19 protein-coding genes are annotated in these 20,922 nt (G+C 66.1%); 10 read left to right on the forward strand and 9 right to left on the reverse strand.

Translation table 11 applies throughout. From position 1 onward, the window contains the following. Positions 1-42: 42 nt before the first annotated feature. From AUR04nite_RS03555 to AUR04nite_RS03565, 3 genes are all read left to right on the forward strand, one after another. Positions 43-966 carry an AraC-like ligand-binding domain-containing protein gene (locus AUR04nite_RS03555; protein ID WP_141362021.1) on the forward strand — a complete coding sequence of 308 codons (924 nt, stop codon included), beginning with the start codon at positions 43-45 and terminating at the stop codon, positions 964-966. Between the two features lie 97 nt (positions 967-1,063). After that, a complete protein-coding gene (locus AUR04nite_RS03560; protein ID WP_141362023.1) occupies positions 1,064-2,491 on the forward strand; it encodes an APC family permease in 1,428 nt (475 codons plus the stop codon). A gap of 19 nt (positions 2,492-2,510) precedes the next feature. Continuing rightward, the gene (locus tag AUR04nite_RS03565) at positions 2,511-3,923 is read left to right on the forward strand and encodes an aldehyde dehydrogenase family protein (protein ID WP_174787854.1); all 1,413 of its coding nucleotides are present in this window, start codon (positions 2,511-2,513) and stop codon (positions 3,921-3,923) included. A 56-nt stretch (positions 3,924-3,979) separates the two neighbouring features. Here the strand turns inward: AUR04nite_RS03565 and AUR04nite_RS03570 are convergent, their stop codons facing one another. From AUR04nite_RS03570 to arr, 4 genes are all read right to left on the reverse strand, one after another. Beyond that, on the reverse strand, positions 3,980-4,438 hold the full coding sequence (locus AUR04nite_RS03570) for a hypothetical protein (protein WP_141362025.1): 459 nt from the start codon (positions 4,436-4,438) through the stop codon (positions 3,980-3,982). A gap of 68 nt (positions 4,439-4,506) precedes the next feature. Next, on the reverse strand, positions 4,507-5,178 hold the full coding sequence (locus AUR04nite_RS03575; RefSeq protein ID WP_141362027.1) for a hypothetical protein: 672 nt from the start codon (positions 5,176-5,178) through the stop codon (positions 4,507-4,509). After that, positions 5,166-5,714 carry a hypothetical protein gene (locus AUR04nite_RS03580; protein ID WP_141362029.1) on the reverse strand — a complete coding sequence of 183 codons (549 nt, stop codon included), beginning with the start codon at positions 5,712-5,714 and terminating at the stop codon, positions 5,166-5,168. Before AUR04nite_RS03580 ends, AUR04nite_RS03575 begins: the two co-directional genes overlap by 13 nt. Before the next feature lie 68 nt (positions 5,715-5,782). Beyond that, positions 5,783-6,193 (reverse strand): NAD(+)--rifampin ADP-ribosyltransferase, encoded by a 411-nt coding sequence (gene arr, locus AUR04nite_RS03585; protein ID WP_141362031.1) that lies wholly within the window; start codon positions 6,191-6,193, stop codon positions 5,783-5,785. Positions 6,194-6,321: 128 nt separating this feature from the next. On the opposite strand from arr, the gene AUR04nite_RS03590 reads away from it, so the two are divergent. Beyond that, positions 6,322-7,134, forward strand: coding sequence for a shikimate 5-dehydrogenase (locus tag AUR04nite_RS03590; RefSeq protein WP_141362033.1), 813 nt, complete (start codon positions 6,322-6,324; stop codon positions 7,132-7,134). A gap of 88 nt (positions 7,135-7,222) precedes the next feature. Continuing rightward, positions 7,223-8,116: a hypothetical protein gene (locus AUR04nite_RS03595; RefSeq protein WP_141362035.1), complete on the forward strand. Its 894-nt coding sequence runs from the start codon at positions 7,223-7,225 to the stop codon at positions 8,114-8,116. Positions 8,117-8,154: 38 nt separating this feature from the next. Here AUR04nite_RS03595 and AUR04nite_RS03600 read toward each other — a convergent pair whose 3' ends face one another. From AUR04nite_RS03600 to AUR04nite_RS03610, 3 genes are all read right to left on the reverse strand, one after another. Then, positions 8,155-8,619, reverse strand: a complete 465-nt coding sequence (locus AUR04nite_RS03600) for an HtaA domain-containing protein (RefSeq protein WP_141362037.1) — start codon at positions 8,617-8,619, stop codon at positions 8,155-8,157. Positions 8,620-8,774: 155 nt separating this feature from the next. Continuing rightward, a complete protein-coding gene (locus AUR04nite_RS03605) occupies positions 8,775-10,139 on the reverse strand; it encodes an aspartate aminotransferase family protein (protein ID WP_141362039.1) in 1,365 nt (454 codons plus the stop codon). 4 nt (positions 10,140-10,143) lie between these two features. Beyond that, positions 10,144-11,631 (reverse strand): CoA-acylating methylmalonate-semialdehyde dehydrogenase, encoded by a 1,488-nt coding sequence (locus tag AUR04nite_RS03610; RefSeq protein WP_141362042.1) that lies wholly within the window; start codon positions 11,629-11,631, stop codon positions 10,144-10,146. 90 nt (positions 11,632-11,721) lie between these two features. Here AUR04nite_RS03610 and AUR04nite_RS03615 point away from each other — a divergent pair, with 90 nt between their 5' ends. Both AUR04nite_RS03615 and AUR04nite_RS03620 read left to right on the forward strand, forming a co-directional pair. Beyond that, the gene (locus tag AUR04nite_RS03615; RefSeq protein WP_170184076.1) at positions 11,722-13,242 is read left to right on the forward strand and encodes a helix-turn-helix domain-containing protein; all 1,521 of its coding nucleotides are present in this window, start codon (positions 11,722-11,724) and stop codon (positions 13,240-13,242) included. Between the two features lie 62 nt (positions 13,243-13,304). Beyond that, positions 13,305-14,921 carry an HNH endonuclease signature motif containing protein gene (locus AUR04nite_RS03620; protein ID WP_141362046.1) on the forward strand — a complete coding sequence of 539 codons (1,617 nt, stop codon included), beginning with the start codon at positions 13,305-13,307 and terminating at the stop codon, positions 14,919-14,921. A gap of 27 nt (positions 14,922-14,948) precedes the next feature. On the opposite strand, the gene AUR04nite_RS03625 is transcribed toward AUR04nite_RS03620, so the two are convergent. Next, positions 14,949-15,575, reverse strand: coding sequence for a TetR/AcrR family transcriptional regulator (locus AUR04nite_RS03625; protein ID WP_141362048.1), 627 nt, complete (start codon positions 15,573-15,575; stop codon positions 14,949-14,951). A gap of 134 nt (positions 15,576-15,709) precedes the next feature. On the opposite strand from AUR04nite_RS03625, the gene AUR04nite_RS03630 reads away from it, so the two are divergent. From AUR04nite_RS03630 to AUR04nite_RS03640, 3 genes are read left to right on the forward strand one after another with little or no spacing between them, the layout of a single operon-like run. After that, the gene (locus AUR04nite_RS03630) at positions 15,710-16,660 is read left to right on the forward strand and encodes an alpha/beta hydrolase (RefSeq protein WP_170184077.1); all 951 of its coding nucleotides are present in this window, start codon (positions 15,710-15,712) and stop codon (positions 16,658-16,660) included. After that, complete coding sequence (locus tag AUR04nite_RS03635; RefSeq protein WP_141362052.1) at positions 16,657-18,249, forward strand: flavin-containing monooxygenase; 1,593 nt, start codon at positions 16,657-16,659, stop codon at positions 18,247-18,249. The genes AUR04nite_RS03630 and AUR04nite_RS03635 overlap by 4 nt, the downstream gene beginning before the upstream one ends. 12 nt (positions 18,250-18,261) lie before the next feature. Beyond that, complete coding sequence (locus tag AUR04nite_RS03640; protein WP_141362053.1) at positions 18,262-18,996, forward strand: SDR family oxidoreductase; 735 nt, start codon at positions 18,262-18,264, stop codon at positions 18,994-18,996. Here AUR04nite_RS03640 and AUR04nite_RS03645 read toward each other — a convergent pair. After that, on the reverse strand, positions 18,993-20,918 hold the full coding sequence (locus AUR04nite_RS03645) for an acyl-CoA dehydrogenase family protein (protein ID WP_141362055.1): 1,926 nt from the start codon (positions 20,916-20,918) through the stop codon (positions 18,993-18,995). The two genes, AUR04nite_RS03640 and AUR04nite_RS03645, sit on opposite strands and share 4 nt — an antisense overlap. Positions 20,919-20,922 lie beyond the last annotated feature (4 nt).

Consider the following 20,922-nt stretch of genomic DNA (forward strand, 5'->3'; position numbering starts at 1 on the left):
GTGTCCACGGACACAGTCAGCAGGGTATTCCAGGAGGCAGCGATGTATCAGGTGCAGCAGGTCGACTCGTTCACCGCATGGGCTTCGCTGATCTCCAACGCCTTCGTCAAGCTGGACTGCGAACAGGTTTCCAACGGGCACTTCTCCGCCTCGCTGGGCATGAACACCCTGGGTGATCTCTCGCTCATGCGCATTTCCACCAAGCCGCATGCGGTGCTGCGCACCGAGGACCTCTCCAGCAGCGGCGACGGGGACTACTACAAGGTCTCCTACCAGCGCGAGGGCCACGGGCTGCTGATCCAGGACGGGCGCGAAACCGTGCTCTGCCCGGGCGACCTGGCCATCTACGACACCCAGCGCCCCTATACGCTCTCTTTCGACAAGCCTGCCTCGGTGGTCGTGGCGCTGATCCCGCACAGCGAATTCAGGCTCTCCAACCACCAGGTGGGGCAGCTGACCGCGGTGGCGCTCAAGGCCGAGCACCCGCTGGCCGGCACCGTCGCCCCGCTGCTGCACCACCTCGGGGAAAACCTGCCGACCTGGGACGAGTTCGGCGGCCAGACGCTGGCGCACAACACCGTGGACCTGCTGGCCACCGCGCTGGGCGGGGCGCTGGGCGGAGAGAACCAGGCCGATGCCAAGGCGGCCCAGCGCGAGCGCATCGCCAGATACATCGACGCGCACCTGAATGACGCGCAGCTGGACCCGGCGCGGATCGCCGCCGCCCACTTCATGTCCGTGCGCTCGCTGCATGCGCTCTTTGCGCACGAGGAGCACACCATCGCCGCGCTGATCAGGCACCGCCGGCTGGTGCGCGCGGCGGCGCTGCTGCGCGACCCGCTGCTGGCTGACCTGCCGATCCAGGGCATCGGCGCCCGGGTGGGGCTGGCCGACGCGGCAGGATTCAGCCGCATGTTCTCCCGCGAATTCGGGCTCACCCCGGGCCGCTACCGCCAGGGCGTCTAGGCGCTGCACGCGAAGACAATCGGGCTGCACGCAATGACAAGGTGATCCACGCCACCATCGGGGATGCTTGGACCAAAGACTTCTAATGGGGGATCCGATGGGACTTGAACAACGCACACTCACGGTGCCGGCCCTGGTGGTAATGATCATCGCCGCCAGCGCTCCGCTCACCGCCGTCGCCGGCGGCGTCACCACCAACTACGCCGTCACCGGCATGAGCTCGGTTCCGCTGTCCTTCCTGGTGATCGGCGCGATCCTGCTGGTGTTCAGCATCGGCTATACCGCCATGAGCCAGCACATCTCCAACGCCGGCGCCTTCTACGCCTATATCGCCGCCGGCATGGGCCGCGCCGCGGGCGTGGGCGCCGCCATGGTCGCGGTGGTCAGCTACAACCTCATGCAAATCGGCATCTACGGCATGTTCGGCTTCGCCTCCTCCTCCTTCGCCGGCAGCCTGCTGGGCGTTGACATCCCGTGGTGGGCCACCGCGCTGGTGGCCTGGGCGCTGGTGGGCCTGCTGGGCATCAACCGGGTGGACTTCTCCGTGAAGGTGCTGGGCATCGTGGTGGCCGCCGAGTTCTTGGTGGTCGTGGTCTACAACATCATGGCCTTCGCCGTGGCCCCCGAGGCGCCGGCCCCGCAGGAAGCCTTCAACATCGCCGATGTCGCGGCCCCGGGCATGGGTGCTGTCATGGCCTTCACCATCGCTGCGTTCATGGGCTTCGAATCGGGCACCATCTACAACGAAGAGGTCAAGGACCCCCAGCGCACGGCAAAGCTGGCGACGATCATCGCGGTGGTCATCATCGCCTGCTTCTACGCCTTCTCCGCCTTCGCCGTGGCGGTGGGCGAGGGAGCCTCCAACGTCCTGGGCGCCACCGCAGAACTGGGCCCGGATTTGATCTTCGTGTTCTTCGCGGCCCACGCCCCGGCCTGGTTCGTGGACCTGGCCAACCTGCTGTTCATCACCAGCCTGTTCGCAGCGCTGCTCGCCTTCCACAACGTGGTGGCCCGCTACTTCTACTCCATGGGCCGCGGCGGAGCGCTGCCGGGCTTCCTAGCGGGCACCTCGCGGCGCACCCACGCCCCGGTGGCAGGATCCCTGGCCCAGTCGGCGCTGGCGCTGGCTGTCATGGCCGCCTTCGCCATCGCCTCCACCGGGCAGGACCCGATGTTCATCGTCTTCACGATGTTCACCTGGATGACCAACACGGCGGCCTTCGGGCTGGTGCTGCTCATGGCGCTGACCTCCTTCGCGATCATCGGCTACTTCGCCAAGCACCGCACCGGCGACTCGCTGTTCACCCGGGTCATCGCCCCGCTAACCTCCGGCATCGCGCTGGTCTTTGTCTTCGTGCAGATCGTGCTGAACTTCGATCTCTTGCTCGGCCTGGAAAAACCGGGCATGCTCAGCTACATACTGCAGGCGATCGCGATCCTGCCGGGCGTCATCGGATTCGCCGTCACCTGGTATGCCCGCTCCAAAGCCGCCGCCGACCAGACTGAAAAACAACCAGCAATCTAGCTACCACTAGGAGAACACCATGGCCTACGCCAATGCCCAAGAACTGCTCGACGCGATCCAGCCGGCCTCCGGCGGCGCCGAAGTGCTCGACCCTGCCACCGGTGAAGTGGTCGGCCGGGTGGAACAGCGCTCGGCCGCGGACCTGGATGCCGCCGTTGCCGCCGCCCGCGCCGCCCAGCCAGCCTGGGACGCCCTGGGCCACGAGGAACGCAAGCGCCTGCTCAACGCGGCGGCGGACAACATCGAGGCGAATGCCGAAGCGCTGGCAGAACTGCTCTCCCGCGAACAGGGCAAGCCGCTGAACGGGCCGAACGCCCGCTTCGAGGTCGGGGGAGCGGCCGCATGGCTGCGCGCTGCCACCGCCTACGAGGTGGAGCCGGAAGTCGTTGTGGACGACGGGGAAACCTACGCCGCCAAGCACTACCGCGCCCTGGGCGTGGTCGGCGCGATCGGACCGTGGAACTGGCCGATGATGATCTCCGTCTGGCAGCTGGCCCCCTCCCTGCGCATGGGCAACACCGTGGTCATGAAGCCCAGCGAATACACCCCGCTCTCGGTGCTGGCCCTGGGACATGTGATCAACCAAGTGCTGCCCGCCGACGTACTGCATGTCGTGGCCGGCGGCCGCGATGTGGGCGAACGCCTCTCGGGCCACCCGGACATCGCCAAGATCATGTTCACCGGCTCCACCGCCACCGGCAAGGCGATCATCCGCTCCTCCGCCGACACCGTGAAGCGCCTGACCCTGGAACTCGGCGGCAACGACGCCGGCATCGTGCTGGAAGACGCCGACCCTCAGGCCATCGCCCAGGACCTGTTCTGGGGCGCGTTCATCAACACCGGCCAGACCTGCGCGGCCCTCAAGCGCCTCTACGTGCCCGAATCCATCTACGATGCCGTCTGCACCGCGCTGACCGAGGTGGCCAAGGCCATGCCGATGGGCGTGGGCCTGGATGAAAACAACGTGCTCGGCCCGCTGCAGAACAAGGCGCAGTACAACATCGTCGCCGGCCTAGTGAAGGACGCCGTGGACTCCGGGGCCACCGTGCTGCTGGGCGCAAACCCCGACGAGGACGCCGCCGGCTACTTCTACCCGACCACGCTGATTGCCGACATCGACCCGGGCAACCGCCTGGTCACCGAGGAGCAGTTCGGCCCGGCCCTGCCGATCATCAAGGTCAAGGACAGCGCCGAAGCCGTCAAGCACGCCAATTCGCTGGAAGTCGGCCTGGGCGCCTCGGTGTGGGGCAGCGACCGCGCCAAGGCGCTGGAAGTTGCCGCCCAGATCCAGGCGGGCACCGTGTGGATCAACTCCCATGGCACCATCGACCCGCGCGTTCCCTTCGGCGGCGCCAAGCAGTCAGGCTACGGCCTTGAATTCGGGCTGGACGGCCTGAAGTCGCTGGCCCAGCCGCAGATCATCAAGGGCTAAAAGCACCGCTGGCGCCGAGCCATTCAGGTTCGGCGCCAGCGCTGTCTCAACTCCCGCTATCCGGCGGGCTTGGGGTTGTAGTGGTACCAGACATCTTCAATGAAGGGCTCTCCGCCGTCTTGGATGTCCACCGTCACGCCTTTGAACTTCGTGCCGTCGGGCAGCGTCAGGTCCGCGGTAATCCATGAGCCGTTGTAGCTGCCCAGGCTCAGTTCGCTCGGCTGGTACTTCTGCTCGATGTTCGCCTGGAGGTTGCTCTTCGCTGTGCCGAAGCCGAACCAGGACCCCGCACACAGCGCCACCACTGCCACCAGCGAAGAGATGCCGATGATCTTCTCAAGCCGAATCGAACTGCGCAGCGCATGGGTTTGGTAGCCGTCGGAAAGCTTGTTGAATTTTGCCTTGCGGATCTGCGCATGGATCAACATGGGGATGCCGAAAACAAGAAAGACCCCGGCGGCCCCGACCCCGATGAGGGGGAGGACGAAGTCGACGTTTAGATATGATGTGGGCATGGTCACAAGCTTATATGTGCAGCGACTTGACTGTAACCGCCTTAAGGATGATTCGGCAGCGAATGATGTTATTCGTTGAAGCTGACTTCGCTGCGGGGCAGGCTCTCGTCGTCGACAAGTTGGTACCCGAGGGCTGTCACCACTTCAGCGATGGATTGTTCTTGCCCGTCTGGCCAATCCCTCGGTCCAGCATCGCCGAAAATGAAGTATCCGACTTCTTGTTCGGGGCCGCTGAATCGCAGCCTTGAACGAATTCCGTCGTTGCCAGAAGCATCAATAGAAGCTGCCAGCGATTGGAATGCTGAATAGCTTGCAGCCGCGCCAGACATTTCGGTGGTTAGAATTTTTCCGTTTTGGGCGGCCTTGCGGTCGGTGAAATCTACCAGTCGTACTTCCTGGGGCAGCCTGAGCGACACCAGTTTCCGTGAATTGATCTCTTGGACAGGTATTTCCGTATCGAGAGTGAGGACGCCAAGGGATTCGCAGACAGCACCAATTCGACCTGCAGCCACATTGAGTGTTCCTCGCGGGTCTGCCAGATCGAATCGACCGACCGAGCTGGCAAAAAACCATGATCCTTGTTCGGTTCGTGTTCCTGTGGACCCAATGCGGAACCGTGAATGACAGCGAAAGACCTCGTGCCCACGGTGAAGAATGATCTGCGAGAGCCTTGCGATTTCGTGCAAGCTCAATGCCGCAGCAGAAACTCGATTCGCTCGCGACTTGATCACGAACTCCAATCCCGCGCTGTTTCCTTGGCGGCATTTAAGACCTGCTCTAAAGGAACGTCAACCTCTGCTTCCCCGCGCAAAATGTCGATGGGCTTTTGGCCTTGAAGCGCCGGTTGATGGAGCGTCAACCAGCGAGCAACTGTCCATTCTGTTGCGGCGGCGGGTATGAGAACCTGCAAGATCGGCTTGAGCTCCGGGATCACTTGGTGATTCTTGAATTGGAATGCCGGAAAGGCGTTGACCTTCCCATCTTCAAGCTTGACTCTCAAAAGCGTGTGGCGCCGGATCCTGTCGCTGAGCTGCTGCGGTGATTGAACCCCGAGGGTCTTCATGGTGCTGCTTGTGCCGTAAAAGTCTCCGAAGCGTTCGTCGTTCGCCAGTCTGCGGCGGGTCTTCGGAGCTTGAGCTTCGATCTCGCTGTCCACCAGCCGGCGAATTTTCGGAAGTGCATCTCGCAGAATCTTAATATCCATCTCGCCGTCGGGGAGGTTTAGAGCATGGGCCAATGCGACTGCCTGGCGTTCTTCCACTGGTTCGGCACTCATTCCTACCTCCTTCGGACGCTTATATTCTATTCCTTTTTACTAAGCGTTTCACAGGGATCCTGACGAAGCTAGTTGATGATTACTCCGCCTTCGCCGCGGCGAATGCCTGCCAGCCGATCGCGCCAAAGCTGCAGGTCTTCGGCGCTGAGCCGGGTCCAATCGTGGACTTCTCGGATGACGCGCAGCGGGTGCGTGCTGCGGTAGGAGCGGGTGGGATTGCCGGGGAACTTCTTATCGGTGACATTTGGGTCGTTCTCGAATTCGCCGGTTGGCTCGACTTCGTAGACATGCGGCGTCCCATCCATGCCGGCGATCTCCGCAGCCAGTCCTGCCCCGTCGCGCAGGGCAGTGAAATAGATGTGGTTCATGATGATTTCCGGCCGGTAGTTCGACGGGAAGCCGGCGGCGAGCAGCTCGCCTGGCCGCAGCTGCGCCTTGGTGCCGTGGAAAAATGGGCCGTCGTCGAGAACTTCACTCATGCGCCAAGGCTACCTTCAGCAGCCACGAATGACCGCGTAATAAAATCATCTTTAATCTTTCGAGGACCTGCGCACACCACGTATATTGAGGAGCGAATCCCCAACGCCGATCTCAAGGACGTCCACCCATGCCAATCTTGAATAAAGACATGACCCTGTGCATTTCGCTCTCGGGCCGGCCGTCGAATATCGGGACGCGCTTCCACAACTACCTCTATGAAGAACTCGGGCTGAACTTCATCTACAAGGCCTTCTCCACCGACGACCTGGCCGGAGCCATTGCAGGAGTGCGGGCTCTGGGAATCCGCGGCTGTTCGGTCTCCATGCCCTTCAAGGAAGACGTTATGGCGCTGGTGGACACCATCGAGGAATCCGCTGCCGCAATTGAATCGGTGAACACCATTGTGAACGACGGCGGCCGCCTACGCGCCTCCAATACCGACTTCGAGGCCATCGCCGATCTGATCGCCGGCAACCAGCTGGATAAAGAGGCCTCGGTAGTGGTGCGTGGCTCGGGCGGCATGGCCAAGGCCGTCGTGGCGGCCTTTCGTGCGGCGGGCTTCGAGAAGCTAACGGTGCTCGCGCGCAACCAGGAGACCGGCGCGGCGCTGGCGGCGAAGTACGGCTACGACTACAGCGCACAGGAGCCTGCACCCGGCGCCCAGATATTGGTTAACGTCACCCCGCTGGGCATGGACGGTGCACAGAGCGACGTGCAGGCGTTTAGCGACGAGCAGATCGCTGCCGCGAAGGTTGTCTTCGACGTCGTTGCATTCCCGAGCGAAACCCCGTTGATCCTCGCTGCAAGGAAAGCCGGAAAGCAGGTCATCACCGGTGCAGAAGTTATTGCCCTGCAGGCCGCCGCGCAGTTCGAGAAGTACACGGGGCATGGGCTCAGCGCCGACCAGGTGGCCCGGGCCTCGGAGTTCTCTAGGCAGTAGGCTCCGTCATCCTTGCGAATTTTGTCTGTGCCTTTAGATACTCTTGGTATGTGGGGGACTGGCAACAAAGGGACTAAAGGGAGCAGGCATGGGCAGGAAGTTCACTACCATCAGCGAAATGGAGTACGACAACTATCCTGCCTGGCGGCGGCATTCTCCGTGGGTCTACCGGCTGGCGGCCGCCGCGGCCTGTGAAATCGCCGCGATTGTGCTGATGTTCTCGATCGACGGGCTCGACACCAAAGACCAGGCCTGGATGGTCGTCGGGCTGGCCCTGGGTTCGCTGGTGGCTTCCGGATTCTCCCTGTTCTTTTTCCTGACCTCGCTGGGCAAAATGCGCCTGGCTTGGCGTGCCTACCGCCGGGCCAACGGCCACTACACCCGCGCCGAGCAGCAGATCGTCGAGGAGCGGCAGCTGCTGGTCAGCGCACAGTATGCGGCGGCTGAACTGGCTGGCCATCTGCTCAGCGGATCGTGGACGCCGATGGCCCCCAACTGGTCGATGGTGCTGAACCCCCAGGAACAGGCCGTGTGCTCCTCGGCCGCCCACTACGCCCGCTTCTACGGGACCCAGGCCAACTACATGCACAGCTCCGCGTTCTTCATGGGGCGTCCTTCCTTTGTAGCGGTAGGCATGGCGGCCACGGCCTTGGGAAACAGCGTCCGCCGACGCCAGGCACAGGCCTATGCCCAGGCGCAGTGGCGCGAGCAGCAGGTCGTCGCCGCGACGATCACGAATCAGCGGGTGCTGTGCCAAAAGCAGGATGGAACCTGGCTCAGCTTCTACTTCGATGCAGTGACGAACATCGACGCCGATGCAAATAACGGCACCTTGATCCTGCAGTTCCACAACGCTGAACCGCTGATGCTCGGAGGGCGCGGCGGGCTGTTCGCCGCCGTCGTCGCCATCTGGGCGCTGCACGGCCCTGCAGGACTGCGCAGCTACCCAGGACTGCAGAACCTGCGCATGCTGCACGCATGAAAAATGCCCCGGATTTCCGGGGCATTTTTATGCGGCAGCTAGCTGCGCAGGATGACTGTGACTTCTTCCAGCTGCTGTCCTGCAGGGTACTGGCCGTTGAACATCTTCGAGCCTGCCTCGGTGAGCACCGCAGAGAAGCGGGTCTTGACCAGTCCCATGGCGTTGGCGACGCTGGTCTCGGTCAGCTCGGCGATGGCCACGCGGTCCTCGCCGGCGGCGATGGTCAAGAAGATCTTGTCATCGGTGTTCTCGATGCGCGGCTGGATCAAATCCAGCTTCATCATTCCGCCGTGGCCGGAGAAGGAGACGCGGCCGTTGAACCAGATCTCGTTGTCCGGAACGTCGATCTCCGGGTGCACAGGGAAGGCCAGCGCATTGCCTGCCTGCCATACGCCGTCGGCGGCCTCGATGCGGCCGTCGGCCAGCGAAGAAATGTAGCCGACGAACGAGGACTTCAGACCCCATTCAAGATGCGGCTGGAATGGATCACCGGATCCCATCATGTCTGTTTCCTCCAAAAGGTTTTGGGCGCCTGAAAAGTACGAAACTCCAGTATTTCACAGGGCGGGAGCCGGCAGAGCGCGCATTCATCTGCCAGCGATTAAATAAGTAGCTGGCAGTCCAAACATGAACTGCCAGCTACCGGCGGCGCGTGGGGTTACTGCACGAAGGAGTCGGCCACGACCAGCGCCTGCTCCAGCCTATCCAGCGCCTCGATGAGCACCTGATCGGGAATGTTCAGCGCCGGCACCACATGCAGGCGGTTGAAATTCGCGAAGGGCAGCAGCCCGGCGGCCTTGGCCGCGGCAACTACCTGGTTCATCTCCGGGGAGCTGCCGCCGTAGGCTGCCAGCGGTTCGCGGGTTTCACGGTTCTTGACCAGTTCGATGGCCCAGAACGCGCCCGATCCGCGCACCTCGCCCACCGATGGGTGGTTGGCGGCGAACTGTGCCAGGCGCGGCCCGATGATCTCATCGCCCAGGCGCTTGGCATTTTCAACCAGCTGCTCTTCTTCCATGGCCTCGATGGTGGCCACCGCCGCCGCGCAGGCCAGCGGATGGCCCGAGTAGGTCAGCCCGCCGGGGTAGACGCGCTCGCGGAAGGTCTCGAAGATTGCGCTGCTGATCGCCACGCCGCCCAGCGGGACGTAGCCGGAGTTCACGCCCTTGGCGAAGGTCATCAGGTCAGGGGTGATGTCCCAGTGGTTCACCGCAAACCAAACGCCGGAGCGGCCGAAGCCAGCCATGACCTCGTCGGCGATGTAGACGATGCCGTACTTGGCGGTCAGTTCGCGCACGCCCTGCATATATCCTGCCGGCGGCACGTAGATGCCAGCGGTGCCGGGGATGGACTCCAGGATCAGCGCGGCGATATTGCCCGGGCCCTCCAGGATGATGGTGTCTTCCAGGTGCTTCAGCGCCCGTTCGGTCTCCTCTGCCTCGGTGGTGGAGCCGAAGTAGGAGCGGTAGGGGTAGGCCGGGAAGAAGTGCACGATCCCATCGGAGCCCGAGTCCGAGGCGAAGCGCCGCGGGTCTCCGGTGATGTTCACCGCCAGGTGGGTGCCGCCGTGGTAGGAGCGGTAGGCGGAGAGCACCTTGTGCTTTCCGGTGTGCAGCCGCGCCATGCGCACCGCGTGCTCCACCGCGTCGGCGCCGCCGTTGGTGAAGAAGATCTTGTCCAGGTCCCCGGGGGTGTGCTTGGCGATCAGCCGGGCGGCCTCGGAGCGCGCGTCGTTCACATGCTGCGGGGCGATGGTGGCGATCTTGCCCGCCTGCTCCTGGATCGCGGCGATCACCTTGGGGTGCTGGTGGCCGATGTTCGTGTTCACCAGCTGGCTGGAAAGGTCGATGAGCTTGTTGCCTTCGCCGTCCCAGACATAGGAGCCCTCGGTCTTCAGGATGGTCATCGGGGTGAAGGGCCCCTGCGCCTGCCAGGAGTGGAAGACGTGTTCGCGGTCCAGCGCGAAGGCGCGCTGGCCCTGCGCGATCAGCTCTTCGCTGACTTCGCTGATTTCTGTGGTCATGGTCCTAGTCGTTCTGTGGGAAGCCGAGGTTGATGCCGCCGTGGCTCGGGTCCAGCCAGCGCTTGGTCACGACCTTGTTGCGGGTGAAGAACTTGAAGCCCTCCGGGCCGTAGGCGTGCTGGTCGCCGAACAGCGAGGCCTTCCAGCCGCCGAAGGAGTGGTAGCCCACCGGGACCGGGATCGGCACGTTCACGCCGACCATGCCCACCTGGATCTCGTGTTCGAAGCGGCGGGCTGCGCCGCCGTCGTTGGTGAAGATCGCGGTGCCGTTGCCATAGGGGGAGGCGTTGATCAGGTCGATGCCCTCGTTGAAGGAGCTGACGCGCACCACCGAGAGGACCGGGCCGAAGATCTCGTCGGTGTAGATGGACATGTCGGTCTGCACGTTGTCGAAGATCGTCGGGTGCAGGAAGAAGCCGCTGCCATCGGCATCCGTGGCACCGGTGCGGCCATCCAGTGCCAGGGTGGCGCCGGCCTCGATGCCCGCTTCGATGTAGCCTGCCACCTTGTCGCGGTGCTCGCCGGTGATCAGCGGACCCATGTCGCAGCCGCGGGTGCCGTCGCCCACGCGCAGGGTCTTGGCGCGTTCGGCGATCTTTGCCACCAGCTCGTCGGCGATAGTATCCAGCGCGACGACCACGGAGATGGCCATGCAGCGCTCGCCGGCCGCGCCGAAGCCTGCGTTGACCGCCATGTCAGCGGCCAGATCCAGATCCGCATCCGGCAGTACCAGCATATGGTTCTTTGCGCCGCCGAAGGCCTGCACGCGCTTGCCGTTGGCAGTGCCGGTGGAGTAGACGTACTGCGCGATCGGGGTGGAGCCCACGAAGGACACCGAGGCCACGCGGCTATCGGTCAGCAGGGTGTCCACCGACTCCTTGTCGCCGTGCACCACGTTCAGCACGCCCTCGGGCAGGCCGGCCTCCGCGAAGAGCTGCGCCATCCAGTTGGCGGCCGACGGGTCCTTCTCCGAAGGCTTGAGCACCACGGTGTTGCCGGCGGCGATGGCCACCGGGAAGAACCACAGCGGCACCATGGCAGGGAAGTTGAAGGGGGAGATGATCGCGGACACGCCCACTGGCTGGCGCATGGACTTCACGTCCACGCCGGTGGAGGCGTTCTCCGAGAATTCGCCCTTGAGCAGATAGGGGGCGTTGCAGGCAAGTTCGACGACCTCCAGGCCGCGGGCCACCTCGCCCAGCGCGTCGTCCAGCACCTTGCCGTGCTCGGCGGTGATGATCGCGGCCAGTTCGCCCTTGCGTTCGGTGAGCAGCTCGCGGAACTTGAACATGATCGCGGTGCGGCGGGCCAGCGAGGTGTCGCGCCAGCCCGGGAAGGCTGCGTGCGCGGCGGCGATGGCGGCCTCGGTGGTGGCTTTGGAGGCCAGCGCCACCTGGCGGGCGACCTCTCCGGTGGCAGGGTTGTAGATGTTGCCGGTGCGGTCATCGCCTGAGTATTCGGCGTTGTTGATCCAGTGCTGCAAAGTTGTCATGGCTCCATGGTGGCCCAAAAATATGAGCTGAAACACGGGCACTGTGTCATGATTTATGCGTCATACTTTTCAACCTGTAAAGGAACGCCCATGCTCAGCGTCGCCGAGGTCCTTGAACTGCCGGTGGTCCAGTCCGCCGATCCGCTGCTGCTGAGCAGCGCCAGCCTGGACCGGGAGCTGCGCTGGGTGCACGTGACCGAGTCGGAGGCCAACGTGGAGATGCTGCTGGGCGGGGAGCTGGTGCTGACCACGCTGCGCAATGTGTCCAGCGTGCCTTCTTTCGTCGCCGCACTGCGCGATGCCGGGGCCGCGGCGGTGATGATCGAGCACTTCGGACAGTTGGAACTGCCGGAGCTGGACTTCCCGGTGATCCACCTGCGCCGCCCGGTGCGCTTCGTGTCCATCACCGAGGTCATCCACCAGCTGCTCGCCGCCCAGCAGCTGCAGGCCCTGGAATTCTCCCGCTCCGTGCACGAGCTGTACACCGAGCTCTCGCTCACCGAGGCCGACGAGCAGCAGATCGTCGCCCGCACCGCCGCGCTGCTGGGCGCCCCGGTGGTGCTGGAGGACGTGCGCCACCTGGTGCTCGCCCACGCGGATGCCAGCCTGGAGAACTGGGTGGGCCGGTCGCGCTTCGTCGGCTACCTGGAGCACACCGGCCGGGCCGCCGGCGCCGAATCCTGGCTGCAGACCCCGGTGGGCGCCGCCTCCCGCCGCTGGGGCCGGCTGATCATCCCCGCGCAGCTTGACGACGATGCGAACGCCGCGCTGGTGCTCGAACGCGCCGGGCAGGCGCTGACCATCGCCCGGCTCTCGGGCCGCGACCAGCGCGAACTGCTCTACCAGGCGCGCACCTCGCTGCTACACGAGCTGCAGGCCGCGCACAACTACCCGGACAAGGACATTGCGATCCGCGCCCAGTCCCTGGGGCTGGAGGAAGCTGCCTACTACGTCCCGGCGGTAATCTCGCTGCCCGGCGGGCGCACCCCGACAGACACCCAGCTGGCCGAGCGCGCCGCCCTGGAAATCATCGACCAGGTGGCCGACGCCCTGCACCTGGGAGTGCTGGCAGGCTCGCTGAAGCCCGGCTACCTGGCGGTGATCCTGCCGCTGCGCGCCCGGGAACTGGCCGACTCGCTGCTCCAGGGCTTCACCCGCCGGCTGGCAGAAATGCTGGCCGAACCGGTGGCGGTGGGCGTGGGGCCGGCCGGCAGCCTGGGCACCGCGCTGGCAGGCCTGGACACCGCCGTGCAGGTGGCGGCGATCGTCCCGCACCTGCCCACCCGCGCCCAGCCCTACTACCGCTTCGCCGACCTGCGGCTGCGCGGGGTGCTCGCCTCGCTGGGGGCCAATACCGCGCTGCGCGCCTTCGCCCAGGCCGAGCTGTCAGGGCTGCTTGACCCGCCGGATCCTGCCGGGCTTGAACTGCTTGAGCTGTTCCTGGAGCACGGCGGCAACAAGTCGGCGATGGCCAAGGCCGGCTACCTCTCGCGGCCCACGCTCTACGCGCGCCTTGCCAAGCTCCAGGAAAAGCTCGGGGTGGCGCTGGATTCGGCCGAATCCCGCACCAGCTTGCAGGTGGCGCTGCTCTTCTACCGGATGCACCACTAGCGCTGTCCACAGTCCGCGCTGTTTTTCGGGTTGTCCGCCGCGCGCCTGCGCAGGATGGAGGCATGGACAGCAGCGAAGCACTGGTACAGCTTGGCCGCGCCGCAGAACTTTTCACCGGCGCCGTCGCGGCGCTCGACGGGCAGATTCCCGCCGGGCACGCCGCCTATGCCGCGCGCCTGATCGAGGACCTGGGAAAGCACCTGGTCCGCGCCCAGATCTCCGCCGCCCATGCGGTGCGCTCCTCCGGCGCCCACAAGCTGGACCAGGAATCGCTGCAGCTGATCAACGACGCCGGCCTGCGCCCCACCCTTGCCGACGCCAAGGCCGCCGCCGGGCACACCACCACCGCCCGCACCCACTACCGCAACGCCGCGGACCTGCTCTCCGGCTGGCTGGCGCTGCCGATCTCCACGGTGCGCGAGCGCATCACCCACGCCGACTGCCTGATCGGACAGGTCACCGACGCCGGCGAACCAGCCAAACCGGCCCTGGGCCTGCTGGCCCGGCAGTTTGCCAACCCGCAGCTCGACCCGCGGCTGATCCTCGCCGCCGCCCGCAAAATCCATGCGGCCCGCAAGGACCTGGGCGCCGGGGCCGCCGGGCGCAGGGCCAGCCGTCAGCTGCAGCGCCAAGCCCTCGACTTCATCGCCCAGCAGCCAGCCACCGCCCGCAAACACATCAACACGCTGGTCGCCGCGGCCGTGGGGGAGAAGCACAGCAAGAAGGGCCTGCAGGACCGGGCCGGGATCTACCGGCTGGGCATGCGCCAGGGCCTAGAGCACCTGCTGATCAAGTGCCTGCCCACCCAGGCCGAGGCCATGTTCGCGGTGTTCCGCGCGATCGACAACCCCAAGACCATCGCCGGCAACCGCGAGAAGCTGGCGCAGATGCTCGCCGGCATGGGCTTTGCCGCCACAACCGCCTGGGACGACGCCGGCACCATGCCCGACTGGGCCAGGGCCGGCGGTTCGCAGTCAGGGCCCGCGCCGGCCGACGCCTCGCCGGAACCCGGCGCCTCAGCATCGGATGACCCTCAGCGGCCGTTCGAAGAACTGCGCCCGGAGCTGCGCCACCTGCTGGGCTTGCTCGCCGCCCTGCAGCCGACCGGTGCCGGCCCGCCCGGGCTCGCCGCGCAGGTCGGCGTCATCCTCGACTACGACAAGATGCTCAGCTGCGGCAGGGACTTCGCGGTCACCGCCTCCGGGATTCCAATCCCGGCCGGCGAGGCGCGGGCGCTGCTGTGCAACGCCGGCATCTACCCGCTGGTGCTCGGCGGGGCCAGCAAGATCCTGGACTTAGGCCGCACCCAGCGGCTGTATTCGTCGGCCCAGGCGCGCGCCATCCGCACCGCCTACCGCGGCTGCGGCTACCCGGGGTGCAGCATGCCCGCGCAGCGCTGCGAGCTGGACCACCTGGACAAGTGGGAGCTCGGCGGGCGCACCGACATCGGCAGCGCGGAGCTATTCTGCACCGTGCACCACATCGGGCGCCACTGCGGGCTGTTCCACTCGGTCAAGGTGCCAGGCTCCCGCCCCATGGTGCTGCTGCCCCAGGAGCTGGATCCGGCGCAGCGCCTGCAGTTCCAACACCTACTTCTTCGCACCCGACGAGGCGCGCAGGCTGCAGCGGCAGGCGGCCGAGGCCACCGCGCGCTGGAAGGCCGGCACGCTGGAGGTTGAATTCGCCCAGGGCTGAGCGGGGCAGAACTAGGCGCCGCTGCGATGAGCCTGCGCAACGGCGGCCCAGCTCGTGGCGGTGAGCTGGGCCAGCTGCTCCTCGTCAACCGCGCTGCCCATGGCCCGCCTGCGAAAGGCCACGAAGAGCGGCGCCATGAAAACCAGGGCCATGCTCTGGGCAGCGGCTTCTTCGGCGCAGATGCCCGACTCCAGCAGCGCGGCCGCCAGGGGAGCTGAACCGGGCAGCGCCTCTGGCATCAGCTTATTTGCAAGCAGCGGGTCGTGGTCCGTGGCTTCGAAGACCGGGCGCATCAGCACCGCAGCGGTGTTCCACAGGGCCAGCGTCTGCCGGATCCATCGGCACAGCTGGTCGGTCTGGGGGTCTGCCAGCAACCGGCCCAGCTCGCGAAAGCCGGAGGCAAAATTGGCTTCGGCGCGGCCGATCAGCTCGCCAAGCAGTTCGCTCTTGCCGCCAAAGTGCAGGTAGAAGGTGGCGCGGCTGGTTCCCGCCGCGGCGGCCACGTCGTCAATGCGGGTTTTGGCGTAGCCGTTCGCGGCAAAAACCTGCGCGGCGGCGTCGATCAGCAGCTGCCTGGTGGCGGCTTTCTGGCGCTGGCGCAGGGTAGGCTGCGGCGCGAATTTCGAGTAGTCGACCATGGGCCAATGGTAGACAAAAATGCAGATTCATCCACTCACTGGCCTGCGCGTCGGGTGGATTGACCGGGAATATGGCCGATGATTTCCTTGAGGCATCACATCCTGTGGTTCAGATCACATTCCGAAAGGTTGTCATGTCCTACGCCTACGACCCGCAAATCCAGCCAGTGGTGGACTATCTGCCAGTCATCGCCCTGAGCGACATCGACGGCACCCGCAGCATGCTTGCCGCCGCGTCGGAGCAGTTTCCGCCCTATGCCCCGGGCGAAGGAATCGTGCAGGAAACGATCAGCGCCGAATACCAGGGGACGCAAGTCCAACTGCTGGTCATCCGGCCCGAAGCGCGCTCGCAGGATGCAGCGCCGGCGGTGCTGTGGTTCCACGGCGGCGGCTTTGTGCTGGGCGATGCCAGCGAGTCCCTGCCGTTCCTGGAACAGGTAGTCCTGGCCACCGGAGCGGTGGGCATCTCGGTGCAGTACCAGCTCTCCCCGGAAGCCAACTACCCGGTGGCGGTCAACCAGGGCGCCGCGGCGGCCCGCTGGGTGGCGGAGCACCACGATCAGCTGGGCATCGATCCGCAGCGCATCGCCCTGGGCGGGCAGAGCGCGGGCGGCGCCTATGCGGCGGGACTGGCGCTGAAGCTGCGCGATGAGCAGGGCCCGGCCATCTGCCAGCTGGTGCTCGACGTCCCGGTGACCGACGACGCGGTGGCCACCGAATCCGTGCTCGCCTACACCGACACGCCGATGTGGGATACCGACAACGCCCGGCGCAGCTGGCACGCCTATCTCGCAGGCGCTCAGGCCGACCAGTACGCGGCCCCCGCCCGGGCGGCGGACCTGTCCGGAATGCCGCCGACGTTCATCGCGGTGAACCAGTTCGACCCGCTGCGCGACGAGGGGCTGGAGTTCGCCCGCCGCCTGGCCCAGGCCAACGTGCCCACCGAGGCGCACCTCTACGCTGGCACTTTCCATGCCTCCGCGGCGCTGGCCCCGCAGGCTGAAGTATCCATCCGCCAGCTGCAGGACCTGACAGCGGCCTTCGCCCGGGCCTTCGCAGCCAACATCTTGGAGGAAGCAAAATGATCGACGCCATCGTGATCGGCGGCGGTTTCGCCGGAATCTACGCGGTGCACAGCCTCAAGGCCCGCGGCCTGAGTGCCCAGGGGTTTGAGACCGGCGACGACGTCGGTGGCACCTGGTACTGGAACCGCTACCCGGGCGCCCGCTGCGACGTGGAGTCCCTCGACTACCAGTACGGCTTCGACGCACAGGTCAACGAGGGCTGGGAATGGTCCGAACGCTACGCCACGCAGCCCGAAATCCTGCGCTACGCCCGGTGGGCCGCGGACAAGCTCGATGTGCGCGGCAGCTTCAAGTTCAACACCACGGTGGTCAGCGCGGAATTCGTCGAGGACCACTGGCGCTTGGCCACCGATGCGGGCGAAGTCTTCACCGCCGGCTATGTGATCGCGGCCTCCGGCTCGATCTCCGCCGCCTCGGTGCCGCCCTTCGAAGGTGCCGAAAAGTTCCAGGGGCTCAGCCTGCACCCGGGCCGTTGGCCCGCCGGCGGGGTGGACCTGAGCGGCAAGCGAGTCGCGGTCATCGGCGTCGGCTCTTCCGGTGTGCAGTTGATTCCCGAGGTAGCGGCGCAGTGCGCTCAGCTGACCGTCTACCAGCGCACCCCCGCCTACACGCTGCCGGCGCGCAACCGCCCGCTCTATGAGGACGAGCTGATCCGGGCGCGGGCCACCGCCGCGCAGCTGGTCGAGGCGCGCAAGGAATCGCAGGCGGGCATGAGCTCGGGCTACACCACACAGAAGCTCATGGAAACCGCGGAGCCCGAGCGCACCCGGCGGCTGGATGATGCGTGGAAGCTTGGCGGCAACCTGTTCCTGACCACCTTCATCGACGCCACCTACGATGAACAGGCCAACGAGGAGCTGGCCGGCTACGTGCGCCAGCGCATCGCGCAGACGGTGGCCGACCCGCAGCTGGCTGAAAAGCTGACCCCGCGCGACTATCCGATCGGCGCCAAGCGCATCGTCACCGACACCAACTTCCTATCCACCTTCAATAGGGAGCACGTGGATCTGGTGGACGTGCGCCAGGACCCGATCGAGCAGATCACCGAGCACGGCATCCGCACCCGGGACGGGGAGCGGGAGTACGACGTGATCATCTACGCCACCGGCTACGACAACCTCACCGGCGCGCTGACCCGCGTGGACTACCGCGGGGTAGACGGGCGCAGCCTGCGCGAGCACTGGGCCGACGGCGCGCGCACCTACCTGGGGCTGATGGCGGCCGGATTCCCGAACCTGTTCATGATCACCGGCCCGCAGTCGCCCTCGGTGCTGGTGAACATGATCGCGGCCATCGAACAGCACGTGGACTGGGCGGTGCAAGCGATCGCCGATCTCGGAGCAGGGGCGAGCATCGAACCGCGCGGCGAGCTGGAGGACGAATGGGCCGCGGAAGTGGAAACCGCGCTGTCCTACACCCTCTACGCCAAGGCCAAATCCTGGTACCGCGGGCAGAACATCGAGGGCAAGCCCACCCGCACCCTGGTCTACGCCGGGGGACTGGCCAACTACCGGCAGCGCTGCGCGGAGGAAGCCGCCCAGGGCTACCCGGGATTCATCGTCCGCGTACCGCAGCACGCAGCAGAGTAAAGGAGAAGACCCATGAGACTTGCAGGAAAACGCGCCCTGATCACCGGCGCCGCCAAGGGGATGGGCGCCGCCCACGCCCGCGCCTTCATCGAAGCCGGGGCGCAGGTGCTGCTGGCTGATGTGGACGACGGCGCCGGCGCCGCGCTGGCAAAAGAACTCGGCGCCAGCTACATCCACCTGGATGTCACCAGGGCCACCGACTGGGACGCTGCCGTGGCGCGGGCCGCCAGCGAGTTCGGCGGGCTGGACGTGCTGGTGAACAACGCGGGCATCTTCGCTCAGGCCCCGCTGGAGGACACCACCGATGAAGTCTGGCAGCGGGTGCTGAACATCAACCTGACCAGCGCCTTCCTCGGGATGCGCGCGGCGGCCGGAGAGTTGAAGAAGTCGGGGAACGCCTCGATCATCAACGTTTCCTCCACCGCCGGGCTGGAAGGCTACCCGGGCCAGCACGCCTATGCGGCCTCCAAGTGGGGGCTGCGCGGGGTCACCAAGACCGCGGCGCTGGAGCTGGCGGAGTTTGGGGTGCGCGTGAACTCGCTGCACCCCGGCGCCATCGCCACCCCGCTGATCACCGCCTTCCGCGAGGTCACCGAGGAGGACCTGAGCGGCAATACCCTGGAGCGCTTCGCCCGCCCCGAGGAGGTCACCGGGCTCATGGTGTTCCTGGCCAGCGACGAGTCCAGCTTCTGCACCGGGGCGGAGTACGTGGTGGACGGCGGCATCACCGCCGGCACCCGCTACTAGCTGTCCTGCGCCGATCCGCCATAGGGCCGGCGGACATCTTCCCGAGGGGCATCGGACCATGGAGCGATCCATGGCCCGGTGCCCTCGGAGACGTCGCGCACGCCGGCCTCCAGCCAGGTGAACTCCCCGTCCAGCAGCTGCTGGGCAAGGTGCTCGTGGCTGTGCTCCCACAGGTGTTCAAAGTGGTCCTCGCAGCGCGCCGTGGCCTGCTCGCAGAACGCCTGCGCCAGCTGCTGCGCAGAATCGGCTTCCGGCGCCGCATGATCGATTAGCGAGGAGGTCTTCGCGATCACCGCGCTCATCGCGAACAGCTCCGCCCCGATGTCAACGATGTGCCCCAGGAACACCTGCTGCTTTTCCAGCCCGGCCTGCCAGCGGGCCATCCCGGCGAAGGTCTGCCGCGCCAGTTTGCGGCTGGTGCGCTCTACATAGCGCAGGTGCTTGGCCAGCGGCCCGTGCTCGGAGAAGGTCGTGGGCAGCGTGCCGGCGCCCACCGCGAGCTTGGGCAGCCAGCGGGCGTAGAAGCCGGAGGCATCCAGCGCCGCCCTAGCCTTTTCCTCCAGCGTGGAATCCGCCTGGGCCAGCGCCCCGGCCGCCTGCAGGTGTGCGTCCACCGCCTCGCGGGCGATGAGCAGGTGCATGATTTCGGTGGAGCCCTCGAAGATGCGGTTGATGCGCAAATCGCGCAGCAGCTGCTCGACGGGGACCGCGCGCTCGCCGCGGGCTGCCTGGCTGGCGGCGGTCTCATAGCCGCGCCCGCCGCGGATCTGCAGCAGCTCGTCGGCGATCTTGCAGGAGACCTCCGAAGAGTAGAGCTTGGCCAGCGCCGCCTCGATGCGCACATCCTTCATGCCCGCATCCGCCAGCAGCGCGCTGACCTCGAACACCGCCTGAAGCGCGTAAGTGCTCGCGGCGATATAGGCCAGCTTGGCGGCCACCGCCTGGTGTTCGCCGACCGGGTGGCCCCACTGCACGCGGGCCGCCGACCATTCGCGGGCGATCTTCGTCGCCCATTTCCCGGCGCCGGCGCACATCGCGGGGATAGACAGCCGGCCGGTGTTCAGCGTGCTCAGCGCAATTTTCAGCCCCGCGCCCTCCTTACCCAGCCGATTGGCCGCCGGCACACGCACGCGGGAGAAGCGGGTGACGCCGTTTTCGATGCCGCGCAGCCCCATGAAAGCGTTGCGGTTTTCTACGGTGATGCCTTCGGTGTCAGCCTCGATAATGAACGCGCTGATCCCGCCCTTGCCCGCCGGCTGCTCGCCGCAAGCCTCATGGGGTTGAACCGCGGCCATAACCACCAGCAGTTCGGCGACGACGCCGTTGGTGGTCCACAGCTTCGCGCCGTCGATCTCGTAATAGCTGCCGTCCTCGCTGAGCACCGCCTTGGTGCCCAGCCGGGCGGGATCCGATCCCACGTCGTTCTCGGTGAGCAGGAAGGCGCTGATCGCCCCGGCCGCGCAGCGCGGCAGGTACTCGCGCTTCTGTGCTTCGCTGCCGAAGGACTTCACCGGCTCGGGCACGCCGATGGACTGGTGGGCGGAGAGCAGCGCGCCCAGCGCCGGACACACCGAACCCACGCGCATCAGCGCCCGGCCGTAGTCCAGCAGACTCAACCCCACCCCGCCGTATTCGGTGGGAATCTTCATGCCGAAAGCGCCGATCTCGCGCAGGGCGGCGATGTACTCGTCGGGGATGCGGGCCTCGCGCTCCACCCGGGACGGATCGAAGCCGTCCAGCACGCCCTCCAGCTTGGCAAGAAATTCCCTGCCCCGCTCGGCATTAAGCTCCTGGGGCAGAGGTTCGATGAGCGAGAAGTCCACCTCGCCCATGTAGATGCCCTTGGCGAAGCTTGGCCTCAGCCAGCTGGTTTCGCGAGATTCTTCGGCCACTTTCCGGGCAGCGGCGGCGTTGATGTCCATGGCA

The organism is Glutamicibacter uratoxydans (genome assembly GCF_006539925.1).
Classification (GTDB): domain Bacteria; phylum Actinomycetota; class Actinomycetes; order Actinomycetales; family Micrococcaceae; genus Glutamicibacter; species Glutamicibacter uratoxydans.

Excerpts from the sequence above, each read along its gene's own strand:
- AUR04nite_RS03580 (WP_141362029.1), bottom strand. The coding sequence starts at position 5,714 with ATGAGTGCCGAACCAGTGGAAGAACGCCAGGCAGTCGCATTGGCCCAT.
- AUR04nite_RS03610 (WP_141362042.1), bottom strand. The coding sequence starts at position 11,631 with ATGACAACTTTGCAGCACTGGATCAACAACGCCGAATACTCAGGCGAT.
- AUR04nite_RS03565 (WP_174787854.1), top strand. The coding sequence starts at position 2,511 with ATGGCCTACGCCAATGCCCAAGAACTGCTCGACGCGATCCAGCCGGCC.
- AUR04nite_RS03600 (WP_141362037.1), bottom strand. The coding sequence starts at position 8,619 with ATGATGGGATCCGGTGATCCATTCCAGCCGCATCTTGAATGGGGTCTG.
- AUR04nite_RS03635 (WP_141362052.1), top strand. The coding sequence starts at position 16,657 with ATGATCGACGCCATCGTGATCGGCGGCGGTTTCGCCGGAATCTACGCG.
- AUR04nite_RS03595 (WP_141362035.1), top strand. The coding sequence starts at position 7,223 with ATGGGCAGGAAGTTCACTACCATCAGCGAAATGGAGTACGACAACTAT.
- AUR04nite_RS03625 (WP_141362048.1), bottom strand. The coding sequence starts at position 15,575 with ATGGTCGACTACTCGAAATTCGCGCCGCAGCCTACCCTGCGCCAGCGC.
- AUR04nite_RS03615 (WP_170184076.1), top strand. The coding sequence starts at position 11,722 with ATGCTCAGCGTCGCCGAGGTCCTTGAACTGCCGGTGGTCCAGTCCGCC.
- arr (WP_141362031.1), bottom strand. The coding sequence starts at position 6,193 with ATGAGTGAAGTTCTCGACGACGGCCCATTTTTCCACGGCACCAAGGCG.
- AUR04nite_RS03560 (WP_141362023.1), top strand. The coding sequence starts at position 1,064 with ATGGGACTTGAACAACGCACACTCACGGTGCCGGCCCTGGTGGTAATG.
- AUR04nite_RS03555 (WP_141362021.1), top strand. The coding sequence starts at position 43 with ATGTATCAGGTGCAGCAGGTCGACTCGTTCACCGCATGGGCTTCGCTG.
- AUR04nite_RS03640 (WP_141362053.1), top strand. The coding sequence starts at position 18,262 with ATGAGACTTGCAGGAAAACGCGCCCTGATCACCGGCGCCGCCAAGGGG.
- AUR04nite_RS03620 (WP_141362046.1), top strand. The coding sequence starts at position 13,305 with ATGGACAGCAGCGAAGCACTGGTACAGCTTGGCCGCGCCGCAGAACTT.
- AUR04nite_RS03630 (WP_170184077.1), top strand. The coding sequence starts at position 15,710 with ATGTCCTACGCCTACGACCCGCAAATCCAGCCAGTGGTGGACTATCTG.
- AUR04nite_RS03605 (WP_141362039.1), bottom strand. The coding sequence starts at position 10,139 with ATGACCACAGAAATCAGCGAAGTCAGCGAAGAGCTGATCGCGCAGGGC.
- AUR04nite_RS03570 (WP_141362025.1), bottom strand. The coding sequence starts at position 4,438 with ATGCCCACATCATATCTAAACGTCGACTTCGTCCTCCCCCTCATCGGG.
- AUR04nite_RS03590 (WP_141362033.1), top strand. The coding sequence starts at position 6,322 with ATGCCAATCTTGAATAAAGACATGACCCTGTGCATTTCGCTCTCGGGC.
- AUR04nite_RS03645 (WP_141362055.1), bottom strand. The coding sequence starts at position 20,918 with ATGGACATCAACGCCGCCGCTGCCCGGAAAGTGGCCGAAGAATCTCGC.